Genomic DNA, 13,534 nt, shown 5'->3' with positions numbered 1-13,534 from the left:
CTTCAGCCGGGGTCCTTACTCGTCCTCGGTGCGGTAACCGAGGTTCGGCGAGAGCCACCGCTCCGCCTCGGCGACCGTCCAGCCCTTGCGGGCGGCGTAGTCCTCGACCTGGTCGCGGCCCACCCGGCCCAGCACGAAGTACTGCGCCTGCGGGTGGGCGAAGTACAGCCCGCTCACCGCCGCGCCGGGCCACATGGCCAGGCTCTCGGTGAGCTGGATGCCCGTGGCGGCCTCGACGTCGAGCAGGTCCCAGATGGTGAGCTTCTCGGTGTGCTCCGGGCACGCCGGGTAACCCGGGGCGGGGCGGATGCCGCGGTACTTCTCCGCGATCAGCGCCTCGTTGTCCAGCGACTCGTCGGCGGCGTAGCCCCAGAACTCCCGGCGGACCCGCTGGTGCAGCCGCTCGGCGAACGCCTCGGCCAGCCGGTCGGCCAGCGCCTCGAGCATGATCGCGCTGTAGTCGTCGTTGTCCTTCTTGAACGCCGCCACCCGCTCGGCCGAGCCCAGCCCGGCGGTCACCGCGAAGGCGCCGACGTAGTCGCGCAGACCGGTCTCCCGGGGCGCCACGAAGTCCGCCAGCGACTTGCGCGCGGAGCCGTCGCGGCCCTCGGTCTGCTGCCGCAGCTGGTGCAGCGTGGCGCGGACGGCGGTGCGTGACTCGTCGGTGTAGACCTCGATGTCCTCGCCCCCGACCCGGTTGGCCGGGAACAACCCGAAGACGCCGCTGGCCCGCAGCCACCGCTCCGCCACGATCCGGTCGAGCATCGCCTGCGCGTCCTCGTACAGCCGCCGGGCCGCCTCACCGGTCGCCGGGTTGTGCAGGATGTCGGGGAACCGCCCGCGCATCTCCCAGGCGTTGAAGAACGGCTGCCAGTCGATGTACTCCCGCAGCTCGGCCAGCGGGTAGTCGGGGAAGGTCTTCACGAACTGCGTGGCGTGCCCGTGCCGGTGGTCGCAGGTGGGGCCGTCGCAGACGTCCTTCGCCTGCTGGAGGAGCATCCGCGGCCGCGGCGGGGTGTAGCCGCTCCAGTCCACCGGGGTCGCCTTCGCCCGTGCCTGCGCCAGCGGCAGCAGGGTCCGGCTGTCCTGCCGGGCGGCGTGCCGCTCCCGCAGGGCCGCGTAGTCGGCCTCGGTCTCGGCCAGCAGGCCGGGCCGCTGCTCGTCCGACAGCAGCGCGGCGACCACGGGGACCGACCGGGAGGCGTCCTTCACCCAGATCACCGGGCCGTGGTACTTCTGCGCCACCTTCACGGCCGTGTGCGCCCGCGAGGTCGTGGCGCCCCCGATGAGCAGCGGGATCTCGAAGCCCTGCCGCTCCATCTCCGAGGCGAGGCCGACCATCTCGTCCAGCGAGGGCGTGATCAGCCCGGAGAGCCCGATGATGTCGGCGCCCTCCTCCTTGGCGGCGTCCAGGATCCGCTGCCCCGGCACCATGACCCCGAGGTCGACGACGTCGTAGTTGTTGCACTGCAGGACGACGCCCACGATGTTCTTGCCGATGTCGTGGACGTCGCCCTTCACGGTGGCCATGACCACCTTGCCGTTGCTGCGCTCGGCGTCGCCGGGCTGCTTCTCCGCCTCGATGAACGGGATGAGGTAGGCGACGGCCTTCTTCATCACCCGCGCGGACTTCACCACCTGCGGCAGGAACATCTTCCCGGCGCCGAACAGGTCGCCGACGACGTTCATCCCGTCCATCAGCGGACCCTCGATGACCTCGATGGGCCGCCCACCGCGCGCGGCGATCTCCCGGCGCAGCTCCTCGGTGTCGTCCTCGACGTGCGCGTCGATGCCCTTCACGAGCGCGTGGGTGATCCGCTCCCCCACCGGCAGGGCCCGCCACTCCTCGGTGGCGACCTCGCGGGCCCCGCCGTCCCCGGCGTAGTCGCCGGCGATCTCCAGCAGCCGCTCGGTGGCGTCCGGGCGCCGGTTGAGGACGACGTCCTCGATCCGCTCCCGCAGCTCCGCCGGCACCTCGTCGTAGACCTCGAGGGCTCCGGCGTTGACGATCCCCATGTCCATGCCGGCCCTGATGGCGTGGAAGAGGAAGACCGCGTGGATCGCCTCGCGGACGCGGTTGTTGCCCCGGAAGGAGAACGAGACGTTCGAGACGCCGCCGGAGACCAGCGCGCCGGGCAGGTTCCGCTTGATCCAGCGCGTCGCCTCGATGAAGTCGACGCCGTAGTTCGCGTGCTCCTCGATCCCCGTGGCGACGGCGAAGACGTTCGGGTCGAAGATGATGTCCTCGGCCGGGAAGCCCACCCGCGTGGTGAGGACGTCGTAGGCGCGGCGGCAGATCTCGATGCGCCGCTCGAGGGTGTCGGCCTGGCCCTGCTCGTCGAAGGCCATGACCACGGCGGCCGACCCGTACCTCCGGCAGAGCGTGGCCTGGTGGACGAACTCCTCCTCGCCGTTCTTCAGCGAGATGGAGTTGACGATCGCCTTGCCCTGGACGTTCTTCAGCCCTGCCTCGATCACCTCCCACTTGGAGGAGTCGATCATCGTGGGCACGCGGCAGATGTCGGGCTCGGCGGCGATCAGCTTGGTGAAGCGGTCCATCGCCTCGACGCCGTCCATCATCCCCTCGTCCATGTTGACGTCGATGACCTGCGCGCCCGCCTCCACCTGCTGGCGGGCGACGGCGAGCGCGGCCGGGTAGTCGCCGGCCTTGACGAGGTTCCGGAAACGCGCGGACCCGGTGATGTTGGTGCGTTCGCCGACGTTGACGAACAGCGACTCCTCGCTGACCGCGAGCGGCTCGAGGCCGGACAGCCGCAGCGCCGGGCGGGGCTGCGCCGGGGTGCGGGGCGACGCTCCCTCCACCGACCGGGCGATCGCCGCGATGTGCGCCGGCGTGGTGCCGCAGCAGCCGCCCACGAGGTTCACGAATCCGGACTCGGCGAACTCGGCGACGATCGCCGCCGTCTCCTCCGGCGACTCGTCGTACTCGCCGAAGGCGTTGGGCAGGCCGGCGTTCGGGTAGCAGGAGACGAACGTGTCGGCGACCCGCGAGAGCTCGGCGACGTAGGGCCGCATCTCCTTCGCCCCGAGCGCGCAGTTCAGCCCGACCAGGAGCGGCCGCACGTGCCGGACGGAGTTCCAGAAGGCCTCGGTGACCTGCCCGGACAGGGTGCGCCCGGAGGCGTCGGTGATCGTGCCGGAGATCAGGACCGGCCAGCGGCGGCCGCGCTGCTCGAACAGCGTCTCGAGCGCGAAGATCGCCGCCTTGGCGTTGAGCGTGTCGAAGATCGTCTCGATCAGCAGGGCGTCGACCCCACCGTCGACCAGGCCGTCCGCCTGCTCGAGGTAGGCCTCGACGAGCTCGTCGAAGCTGACGTTGCGGGCCCCCGGGTCGTTGACGTCCGGGGAGATCGAGGCGGTCCGGCTGGTGGGGCCGATCGCTCCGGCGACGAAGCGCGGCCTCCCGGGAGTGCGGGCGGCCATCGCGTCGGCCTCGCGGCGGGCCAGCCGGGCCGAGGCCAGGTTCAGCTCGTAGGCCAGCTCCTGCATGCCGTAGTCGGCCAGCGAGATCGACGTCGCGTTGAAGGTGTTGGTCTCGATCAGGTCCGCGCCGGCCTCGAGGTACTCGCGGTGGATGCCGGCGATGATCTCCGGCTGCGTGATGCTGAGCAGGTCGTTGTTGCCCTGGACGTCGCTCGGCCAGTCGGCGAAGCGCTCGCCGCGGTAGCCCGCCTCGTCGGGGCGGTCCCGCTGGATGGCCGTCCCCATGGCGCCGTCGAGCACCAGGATCCGCTGCTGCATCAGGGCGGTGAGCGCCGCTGTGGCATCGGGGCGGAGGTCGGGTGACTCGGACACGGTGATCCCCAGTGGTTCTGCTCGATGGGCGTGCGGGCCTCGCGCTCCGTCACCCCGGCGGGCTGGCCCAGGCCTGGGCGTTCCCGATGTCGGCGCCCATTCTCGCACCCGGGTCCCCCCAGCTGCAGCGGGCGTCGGGGACCGGGCAACCCGACGGTGGGAGAACCGCGGGCGTGCGCCGGGCGGGACGGCGGGATCGACGTAGGCTGGCAGAGGTGATCGATCCGAAGCCCGACGCAGATGACCTGCCGCAGCTCACCGACCCGGTGGTCGTGGTGGCGTTCGAGGGCTGGAACGACGCCGGCGACGCCGCGACGGGGGCCGTCGAGCACCTCGAGCTGATCTGGGACGCGAAGCCGCTGGCGGCACTGGACCCCGAGGACTACTACGACTTCCAGGTCAACCGGCCCACGGTCTCGCTGGTGGGCGGGGTGAGCCGGCGCATCGAGTGGCCGACCACCCGCATCTCGGTGGCCCGGCCCGAGGGGCTGGACCGCGACGTCGTGCTGATCCGCGGCATCGAGCCGAACATGCGCTGGCGCAGCTTCTGCGAGGAGCTGCTGGAGATCCTCGACGAGCTCGACGCCTCGATCGTCGTCGCCCTCGGCGCGCTGCTCGCCGACACCCCGCACACCCGGCCCACCCCCGTCACCGGCTCCGCCTACGACGGCGAGTCGGCCCGCGCGTACGGGCTGGAGACCTCCCGCTACGAGGGCCCGACCGGCATCCTGGGCGTGTTCCAGGACGCCTGCGTGCAGGCCGGCCTCCCGGCGATCAGCTTCTGGGCCGCCGTCCCGCACTACGTGTCGCAGCCGCCGTCGCCCCGGGCCACCGTCGCGCTCCTCCAGCGGGTCGAGGAGGTCCTGGAGGTCACCGTGCCGCTCGGCGTGCTGCCGCAGCAGGCCGAGGACTGGGTGAAGACGGTCGACGAGATGGCCAGCGAGGACGCCGAGGTGGTCGAGTACGTGCGCTCGCTGGAGGAGCGCGCCACCGAGGTCGACCTCTCGCAGGCCAACGGCGACCAGATCGCCCGCGAGTTCGAGCGCTACCTCCGCCGCCGCGGAGGCCCCGCCGGCGGCGCCTGACCCCGCTCGGCATGGTCGCGGCGAGTGGGCCCCGGAGGGGGTCGGCGTCGTCGCGACGGTGGGGCTCAGCGGCAGCCGGGACGGCCGTTGGTCGCGGTGCGGTCCGGAGGCTCGCCATGCAGCAGCGGTCGCATCTGGGCCGAGGCGTCGGCATCGAAGAGCCGGTCGTGCGTGGCGAGGGCGTACCGGTCGGTCATCCCGGAGACGTAGTCCACGACCTGGGTGAGCGGGTCGGCCTCGGTGTCGCGGTAGCTGGCCGGGATCAGCTCCGGGTGCGCCAGGTGGTGGTCGACCAGCCGGCGGATGACGTCGATCGCGAGGTGCTTCTGCCCGGCGGCGACGTCGGAGGCGTAGACGCGGGCGAACAGGAAGTCCCGCAGTTCGTGCATCGCCGCGAGCGGCTCCGGCGTCATGACGACGCGGCCGCCGTCGGCCAGCGAGCCCTCGACGACGGCGTCGATCATCGCGCCGACCATCTCGCTGCCCGGCTGCCCGAAGACGGCGAGGGCGCGCGAGGGCAGGTCGGCGACGCGGATCACCCCCGCCCTCACGGCATCCAGGGCGTCGTGGGACAGGTAGCCGATCCGGTCGGCGTACCGCACGCACTCCGCCTCGCGGGTGGCCGGCGGCGGGTCGATCTTCCAGCTGTGCGCGCGGATGCCGTCGCGCACCTCCCACGTGAGGTTGAGGTCCTCGAGCACCTCGACGATCCGCACCCCCTGCGCGGCGTGGTGCCACCCGCCGGGGACGTAGGGGTCGAAGGCGTCCTCGCCGATGTGGCCGAACGGCGAGTGCCCGACGTCGTGGCCGAGCGCGATCGCCTCGGCGAGCGTCTCGTTGAGCCCCAGCGCCCGGGCCAGCGAGCGCGCCACCTGCGTCACCTGCAGCGTGTGCGTGAGCCGGGTGACGAAGTGGTCGCCGTCAGGGTGGAGGAAGACCTGCGTCTTGTGCTTGAGCCGGCGGAAGGCCTTGGCGTGCAGGATCCGGTCGCGGTCGCGCTCGAAAGCGGTGCGCAGGGCGTCCTCCGGCTCCGGGCGGGCCCGGCCGCGGGTGGCCGACGCCCGGGTCGCGGCGGGCGCGAGCTGCTCCTCGGCCCGCTGGCGGGCCGCCCGGTCGGTCAGCCGGAAGGATCCGCCGGGCGCGCTGGTCATCAGGCCTCCTGCAGATCGACGCCCAGGAGCGCGTCGACGGCGTCGCTCACCACCTGCGGCGCGTGCTCCTCCAGGTCGTCCCCGCCGGCCAGGGTGCGGGCGGCCCAGGCGTCGACCAGCGCGATCGCACCCGGGCTGTCGAGGTCGTCGGCGAGCCGCTCGCGCAGCCCGTGCAGCACCGGCCCCGCGGGGGCGCCCGCCTCGCGCCCGACCGCCTGCCGCCACGTCGCCAGCCGCTCCTGGGCCTCGGCGAGGAGGTCGCCGGTCCAGGTCCGATCGGTGCGGTAGTGGCCCGAGAGGAGCGCCAGCCGGATCGCCATGGGGTCCACGCCCTCCCCCCGCAGCTTGGAGACGAACACCAGGTTGCCCCGGCTCTTGCTCATCTTCTCGCCGTCCAGGCCGATCATCGCCGCGTGCACGTAGGCCCGGGCGAACGGCTTGGTGGCGGTGAGCGCCTCGGCGTGCACGGCGGAGAACTCGTGGTGCGGGAAGACGAGGTCGCTGCCCCCGCCCTGGACGTCGAAGCCCATGCCGATGGTGTCCAGGGCGATCGTGGCGCACTCGATGTGCCAGCCGGGGCGGCCCCGCCGGCCGTGCGGGCCGGGCCACGCCGGCTCTCCGGCGCGCTCGCCACGCCACAGCATGGGGTCCAGCCGGTTGCGCTTGCCTGCCCGGTCGGGGTCGCCGCCGCGCTCGGCGGAGTACGCCAGCATCGTGGCCTCGTCGTAGCCGGACTCCGTCCCGAACCCGGGCGCCTGGGCGACGTCGTGGTAGATGTCGCCGGTGCCGTCGTCGAGCACGTAGGCCAGCCCCTCGTCGAGCAGCCGCTCGACGTGCGCCACGATCCGCGGGATCGACTCGACGGCACCCACGTAGTCCTCGGGCGGCAGCACGCGCAGCGCCGTCATGTCCTCCCGGAACAGGGCCGTCTCGCGCATGGCCAGGACGATCCAGTCCTCGCCGTCGCGCTCGGCGCGATCGAGCAACGGGTCGTCGATGTCGGTCACGTTCTGCACGTAGTGGACGGCGTGCCCCGCGTCCCGCCACACCCGGTTGACGAGGTCGAAGGCCAGGTAGGTGGCGGCGTGGCCGAGGTGCGTGGCGTCGTAGGGGGTGATGCCGCAGACGTACATCCGCGCCGTCCGGTCCGGCGTCGTCGCCACGATCTCGCCGCGGGCGGTGTCGTAGACCTTGAGGACGGGGCCGGTGCCGGGCAGGGTCGGCAGCAGCGGGGCGGGCCAGGAGAGCACGGCACGAGCCTAGAGGCGTGGTCCGACGGCACCCCGCCCGCACGTCCGTGCGGGTCATCACGTCGGAGGGCCGGGTGCGCACCGCAGCGGCCCACGAGGAGGAGCGATGCAGCTGTCCGAGTACCTCCCGGCCCTGCGGCGGGTCGACGCCCGGTTCGCCGACGCCGCGGCCGAGGCGCTCCTGGACCGCGGGTGGCAGGCGCCCGTGCCCGGGTGCCCCGGCTGGACGCTCGCCGACCTGGTGCGGCACCTGGGCGAGGTGCAGCACTTCTGGGCGTGGGTGGTGCGCACGCGTGCCCAGGACCCCTCGGCCTACCCCCAGCCGCGACGGATCGAGGACGACGAGCTGCTGGGGTACGTGGCGGCGCAGAGCGCGGAGCTGGAGACGGCGCTGGCCGGGGCCGACCCCGCGGAGCGCGTGTGGACCTGGGCGCCGCAGAAGGACGTGGCGTTCGTCCTGCGCCGGCAGCTGCAGGAGGCCACCGTGCACACCGTCGACGTCGAGCAGGTGCTCGGCGACGTGCGCCCGGTGCCCACCGCGGTGGCGATGGACGGCCTGGACGAGTGGCTGGAGGTCATGGTTCCCGGCGCCCTCCCCGACGGCCCGCCCGAGCAGGCCCACCCCGTAGTCCTGCACGCGGTGGACGCCGATGCCGAGCGCACCCTCTTCCCCGGCACGAAGCCCTTCCCGATCGCCGCGCTCACGGGAACGGCCGGTGACCTGCTCCTGGCCGTGTGGCGCCGGGTGCCGCTGGAGGTGCTCACCGTCGACGGCGACGGCCTCCAGGCGGCCGCGATGATCGACCTCGTGAAGCTGGACTGAGGGGCCGGCGCCTCCGGCTCACGGCCAGGTCACCGCGTGGCGGTCGAACTCTTCGCCTGTCTGGACGCCGACGACGCAGAACACCAGCCCGGCCGGGTCGAGCATCTGCCAGAACCGGCCCATGTCGCGGTGCCGGGTGGCGCCCAGGGCCTCGAGCCGGGCCACCTCGGCGGGGATGTCGTCGGTCTCGACGTCGACGTGCCAGCGCGGCGGCGTGCCCTCGCCCGTCCGCTGGACCTCCACGTGCCAGCCGTCGGCGAACGAGCCCAGGGACGCCCACTTCTCGTCGGCGGGATCGGGCTGCGCGGTGCGCCCGGTGGCGCCGGCCCAGAAGGCGGTGCCGGCGGCGTGGTGCTCCGGCGGGAGGTCGAGCAGGAGGATCGACAGCCGGCTGCGATGCATGCGCCGGAGGGTAGTGAGCCGCCCTGCGAGGCGAGCCGCCGAGCGGGGGCCGGAGGCCTCCCGAGGCGGCGAAGGGGCCGGCTCTGCGCAACGGGGGGACGGCACCTGGCCGCGGTGGGAGCCCGGAGGGCGACAGTGTGCTCAGAACGGCGGCCAGGGCAGGGCCGGCCACTCCCCGCTCGGCTCGGGGTGCCGGCCGGTGCGCAGCAGCTCGGCCACCCGCCGCTGGGTGCAGCGCACCTCGGCGCGGGTCAGGTGCTCGTGCAGCCGGTCCCCGAGGTCCCCGCGCAGCTCGTCGCCGAGCCGCTCCAGCACCTCGATCGCCTCGGCGGTCAGCGGCTTGCCGGCCCAGCCCCAGAGCAGGGTGCGCAGCTTGGGGTCGACGGAGAAGCAGATGCCGTGGTCGATGCCGTGCACGTGGCCGCCGGGCATCGGGATGATGTGGCCGCCCTTGCGGTCGGCGTTGTTCACCACCGCGTCGAAGACGGCCATGCGGCGCAGCGCCGGGTCGTCGCGGCGGACGAAGGCGGCGAGGTCGACCTCCTCGTCGCCGTCCACCCACAGCTGCACCATCCCGGGCCCGAACGGCCCCTCGCGCAGCACGGTGGGCGGGACGATCCGCCAGCCGGTCGCCTCGGACACCAGGTAGGCCGAGATCTCCCGCCCGGCGAGGGTGCCGTCGGGGAAGTCCCACAGCGGCCGCTCCCCCGCGACCGGCTTGTAGACGCACTCGGCGACCAGGTCACCGGCGCGGATGGCGCCGACCAGAGTCACGTTCGAGGCGTCGAGCATGCGCCCCTCGAGGTCGATGACGCCCTCGGTGAGGAGCCGCCGCGCCTCCTCGTCGCCGGCGGGCGGCCGGAGGACGGTGTCCTCCGCGGGGTCGCCGCTCAGCGGCGGTAGCCGTTCTGCCGCGGGCACACGTGGCCCACCGGGTCGAGCGGTAGCGAGCACAGCGGGCAGGACGGGCGGCCGGCCGCCACGACCCGGCGGGCGCGGGCGATGAAGGCGCGCGCGGCCATGGGGGTGATGGTCACCCTCAGGGCGTCGGGCCCCTCCTCGCTGTCGGAGAGGATGGCGTCCTCCTCGATCGGCTCCTCACCGGCGGCGACCGCCTCGACGACGACGGCCTCCTCGGTGCCGTCCCAGGCCAGCCCCATCGCGGCGACGCGGAACTCCTCGTCGACCGGGGCGGTGAGCGGCTCGAGGTCGTCGACGTCGGCCTCCGGCGGGATCACCGTGCCCGCCCGGCCGGCGACCTCGTCGAGCAGGTCGCTCATCCGCTCGGCCAGGACCTGCACCTGGGTCTTCTCCAGCGCGACGCTGACCGTGCGGCCGCTGTCGTCACTGGCCTGGAGGTAGAAGGTGCGGTCCCCGGGCTGCCCCACCGTCCCTGCGACGAACCGGCTGGGGCGATCGAAGAGATGGACCTGGCGGGGCACGCGCCCAGGTTACGCGGTGGAAGGACCCCGTCCTCCCCACGCCTCGCACCCTCCGGAGGGGTCCGCGAGGTCAGGCGCTCGCGCCCGCCCCACCGCCGACGACGGCGTCGGAGGCGGCCTTGCGGCGTCGGCCCTTGCGCGGTGGCGGGATCAGCGCGGCGACGTCGCCACCGGTGTCGTTGACCCGCGCGACGAACGGTCGGGTGTCGGTGTAGCTGACCACCGAGATCGAGGCCGGGTCGACGACGATCCGCTGGAAGGAGTCCAGGTGCAGCCCCAGGGCGTCGGCCAGGATCGCCTTGATGACGTCGCCGTGGCTGCAGGCCAGCCACACCGCGTCGGGGCCGAGCCGGGCGTTCCACTCGCGGACGGCGGCGACGGCCCGCGCCTGGGTCTGCGCGAGCCCCTCCCCGTCCGGCCCGGGGAAGACGGCGGCCGAGGGGTGCTGCTGGACCACCTTCCAGAGCGGCTCCTTGGCCAGCTCCTTGAGCGGCCGGCCGGTCCAGTCGCCGTAGCGGGCCTCGCCCAGCCGGTCGTCGGTCGCCGGCTCGAGGTCGCGCCCGGCGAGCACCGCACCCGCGGTCTGCCGGCAGCGTTCCAGCGGGCTGCTGACGACAGCGGCCAGCGGCACCGGCGCCAGCCGCTCCCCCACCGCCCGCGCCTGCGCCTGGCCGGTCTCGTCGAGCTGGACACCGGGCGTCCACCCGGCGAGCACGCCGCCGGTGTTCGCGGTGCTCCGGCCGTGGCGCAGGAGGATGACGGTGGTCACGGCGCCGAGCGTAGGTGGTACCAGCACGTTCTCCTCGTCCGCCGGGTCGGGCGGCGCCCCGGAACGTCGACGGAGGGACCTCCCGCCCGGCGCACGTGACGATCCGGTGACGGGAGGCCGACCCGGGTTCCGGCTGCACGGGCGAGTGGGCAGGCCCCAGGGGACCGGACACCCGAGACCGGAAGCGAGATCGCGATGATGCGACTGCTGCTCGCCGGGCTGGGCGCCAGCTCCCTGCTGGTGACCACCGCCGGCGCTACCCCCGCCCCTCCCCCGACCGTCGTCCCGGATCTCCCGGGGACGCTGCAGGCAGCCGGATCGCCGCTGCCTCCGGTCGGTGAGCCCGGCACGGAGACCGTGCAGGATGACGCCTTCCCGGCCGGTGGCTCTCCGGTCTACCTGACCGACGTGCGCGCCGCCGGGCACGAGGAGTTCGACCGGTTCGTCCTCGAGTTCGAGGGCGACGACGTGCCCAGCTACCGGGTGGGCTACGTCGAGCCGCCGATCACCGAGGACGGCTCGGGCCGCGAGGTGCAGGTGGCCGGCTCCGCCTTCCTCGAGGTGCGGGTCAGCCCGGCCAGCGGCGTCGACCTCTCCGGCGAGGAGCCCCGCGAGACCTACACCGGGCGGGACCACATCACCGCCCCCGGCGGCGAGGTGATCACCGAGGCGGTGGAGACCGGCGACTTCGAGTCGATGCTGGCCTGGACGATCGGCCTCGAGGAGCAGGTGCCCTTCGGCGTCGCGGAGCTCTCCGATCCGGCCCGGCTGGTCGTCGACGTCCTGCACGAGCCCGGCGGGGACGGCGGGTCCGGCGGCCTGGACCCGATCGGCGAGGGCGGCAGCGCCGACGTCGACGTCGAGGGCACCGGCGCGCCGGTCGTGCTGACCGACGTCCGGCTGGGCGCCCACGACGGCTTCGACCGGATCGTGTTCGAGCTCGCCGGCGACGGCGAGGCCGGCTACCAGGTCGGCTACACCGAGGACCCGAGGAGCGCGGGGTCGGGCCTGCCGCTGGACGTCCCCGGCGACGCGACGCTGGGGATCACGCTGTCCAACCTGCTGCTCCCGCCCGACGCCCCTGAGGGCGTCGAGCCGTGGGAGGGACGGGAGCGCCTGGAGATCGCCGGGACCAGCACGCTGGAGGCCCTGATCGCCGACACCCTCTTCGAGGGGCGCTACTCCTTCTACGCCGGCCTGGACCAGCAGCGCCCGTTCGCCGTGGCCCGGCTGTCGGATCCGCAGCGGATCGTCGTCGACGTGCTCACGCGCGAGCCGTCCGACGGCGTCACCCTCGGGGAGACCTGCACCAGCCCGGCGGGCTTCGCGATCGACCATCCGTCGGACTGGTCGGTCAACGCCGGGGAGACCGTGCCCTCCTGCAGCCGGTTCTCGCCGCAGGACTTCGACGTGCCCGACGCCACCGACGTCCGGGTGGCGGCGATCGCCGTGTCCGTCGAGCCGGTCCCCTTCGACCGGGTGACCCAGGGGCAGCCCGGTGAGCAGGCGCGCCGCGAGCTGACCGTGGACGACCGGGACGCCGTGCGGATCGAGCGCACCGCCACCGGGGAGGGCTTCTGGCCGGAGGGCATGCCGTCGACCCGGTACGCCATCGCCCTCGAGGACGGCGAGAACGGCCCGCGGACCCTCGTCGCCGACACCGTGGGGCTGCCCCGGTTCGACTACGAGCGCAACGTCGCGGTGCTGGACGCGATGATCGAGACGCTGGACCTCGACGCGGCCCCGGAGGCCTGAGCCCCACCACCCACGGCGACCCGGAGCCCGACCGGTTCCGGGTCGCCGTGGCGCTCAGCGCGGGGCGGGCGAGGGGCTGATACCGGTGGACCCCACGGGGTCGAGGACGCCGGTGAAGACCAGCAGGAGGATGAGCAGCCCCAGCACGATGCGGTAGACGACGAACGGGGTGAAGCTGCCCCGGTCCAGGTAGCGCAGCAGCCAGGCGATCACCGTGAGCCCGATGCCGAAGGCGATGACCGTGGCGAGGATGGTCGGCCCCCAGCTGATGCCCGGACCCTCCACGTCGCCGGTGAGCGCCTCGTACGTCTGGAAGAAGCCGGAGCCGAGGACCGCGGGCACCGCCAGCAGGAACGAGTAGCGCGCCGCCGCCGACCGGGTGTAGCCGAGGAAGAGGCCCGCGGTGATCGTGCCGCCGGACCGGGAGACGCCGGGGATGAGCGCCATCGCCTGGGCGAAGCCGTAGCCGATGCCGTGCGGCACGGTGAGCTGGTCGAGCTCCCGCCGCTTGGCCCCGGCGCGGTCGGCCCAGAACAGCACCAGGGAGAACAGGATCAGCGCCGTCGCGACGATCCGCAGGTCGCGGAAGGTCGTCTCGATCTCCTCCTGGAACAGCAGGCCGAGGACGACGATCGGCAGGCTGCCGATGATGATCAGCCAGCCCATGCGGGCGTCGGGGTCGCCCTTGCGGCGGCCGCCGAGCGACGCGATCCAGGCGGTGACGATCCGCCAGATGTCGTGGCGGAAGTACAGGAGGACGGCGGCCTCGGTGCCGATCTGGGTGATGGCGGTGAACGCCGCGCCCGGGTCGCCCCACCCGAAGGCCTCGCCCACCACGCGCAGGTGGGCGCTGGAGGAGATCGGCAGGAACTCGGTGAGCCCCTGCACGATGCCCAGGACGACCGCCTCGATCCAGCCCACGTCAGCACCCCCCGGTCGGGACACGGGCGGCCGGGCAGGAGCAGCAGCGTTCGGGCACGGGTGCCCACCCTAGGCGTCGCCCCCTGCGCCACCCGGCGCGCCGCCCCGGGTGGCCGGTGC

At 73.7% G+C, this 13,534-nt stretch carries 11 protein-coding genes; 3 read left to right on the top strand and 8 right to left on the bottom strand.

What is annotated here, in order from left to right; all coding sequences use genetic code 11:
• Nucleotides 1-15: 15 nt before the first annotated feature.
• Nucleotides 16-3,816, bottom strand: a complete 3,801-nt coding sequence (gene metH / locus ACI794_RS06540; protein ID WP_456615934.1) for a methionine synthase — start codon at nt 3,814-3,816, stop codon at nt 16-18.
• 215 nt (nt 3,817-4,031) lie between these two features.
• On the opposite strand from metH, the gene ACI794_RS06535 reads away from it, so the two are divergent.
• Nucleotides 4,032-4,901 (top strand): PAC2 family protein, encoded by an 870-nt coding sequence (locus ACI794_RS06535; RefSeq protein WP_456601646.1) that lies wholly within the window; start codon nt 4,032-4,034, stop codon nt 4,899-4,901.
• Nucleotides 4,902-4,966: 65 nt separating this feature from the next.
• Here the strand turns inward: ACI794_RS06535 and ACI794_RS06530 are convergent, their stop codons facing one another.
• Entirely contained in the window at nt 4,967-6,052 is a 1,086-nt protein-coding gene (locus ACI794_RS06530) for an HD domain-containing protein (RefSeq protein WP_456601647.1), read from the bottom strand.
• Nucleotides 6,052-7,302: a cysteine--1-D-myo-inosityl 2-amino-2-deoxy-alpha-D-glucopyranoside ligase gene (gene mshC / locus ACI794_RS06525; protein WP_456601648.1), complete on the bottom strand. Its 1,251-nt coding sequence runs from the start codon at nt 7,300-7,302 to the stop codon at nt 6,052-6,054. Before mshC ends, ACI794_RS06530 begins: the two co-directional genes overlap by 1 nt.
• Before the next feature lie 106 nt (nt 7,303-7,408).
• Between mshC and ACI794_RS06520 the strand changes: the two genes are divergently transcribed.
• Nucleotides 7,409-8,125 (top strand): maleylpyruvate isomerase family mycothiol-dependent enzyme, encoded by a 717-nt coding sequence (locus ACI794_RS06520; protein ID WP_456601649.1) that lies wholly within the window; start codon nt 7,409-7,411, stop codon nt 8,123-8,125.
• 18 nt (nt 8,126-8,143) lie between these two features.
• Here the strand turns inward: ACI794_RS06520 and ACI794_RS06515 are convergent, their stop codons facing one another.
• The 4 genes from ACI794_RS06515 to ACI794_RS06500 all read right to left on the bottom strand — a co-directional run bounded on the left by ACI794_RS06515 (nt 8,144) and on the right by ACI794_RS06500 (nt 10,738).
• The gene (locus ACI794_RS06515) at nt 8,144-8,527 is read right to left on the bottom strand and encodes a VOC family protein (RefSeq protein WP_456601650.1); all 384 of its coding nucleotides are present in this window, start codon (nt 8,525-8,527) and stop codon (nt 8,144-8,146) included.
• Between the two features lie 141 nt (nt 8,528-8,668).
• Nucleotides 8,669-9,448 carry an SCO1664 family protein gene (locus tag ACI794_RS06510; protein ID WP_456601651.1) on the bottom strand — a complete coding sequence of 260 codons (780 nt, stop codon included), beginning with the start codon at nt 9,446-9,448 and terminating at the stop codon, nt 8,669-8,671.
• A complete protein-coding gene (locus tag ACI794_RS06505) occupies nt 9,418-9,969 on the bottom strand; it encodes a DUF3090 family protein (protein WP_456601652.1) in 552 nt (183 codons plus the stop codon). Before ACI794_RS06505 ends, ACI794_RS06510 begins: the two co-directional genes overlap by 31 nt.
• Nucleotides 9,970-10,039: 70 nt before the next feature.
• Nucleotides 10,040-10,738 (bottom strand): histidine phosphatase family protein, encoded by a 699-nt coding sequence (locus ACI794_RS06500; RefSeq protein WP_456581391.1) that lies wholly within the window; start codon nt 10,736-10,738, stop codon nt 10,040-10,042.
• A 195-nt stretch (nt 10,739-10,933) separates the two neighbouring features.
• On the opposite strand from ACI794_RS06500, the gene ACI794_RS06495 reads away from it, so the two are divergent.
• Complete coding sequence (locus ACI794_RS06495) at nt 10,934-12,493, top strand: AMIN-like domain-containing (lipo)protein (protein ID WP_456615933.1); 1,560 nt, start codon at nt 10,934-10,936, stop codon at nt 12,491-12,493.
• Nucleotides 12,494-12,547: 54 nt separating this feature from the next.
• On the opposite strand, the gene ACI794_RS06490 is transcribed toward ACI794_RS06495, so the two are convergent.
• Nucleotides 12,548-13,414, bottom strand: coding sequence for an undecaprenyl-diphosphate phosphatase (locus ACI794_RS06490; RefSeq protein ID WP_456601655.1), 867 nt, complete (start codon nt 13,412-13,414; stop codon nt 12,548-12,550).
• Between the last annotated feature and the right edge of the window lie 120 nt (nt 13,415-13,534).

The sequence above is a fragment of the Blastococcus sp. SYSU DS0541 genome (genome assembly GCF_054050875.1).
This window is presented reverse-complemented; position numbering and strand designations above follow the sequence as displayed.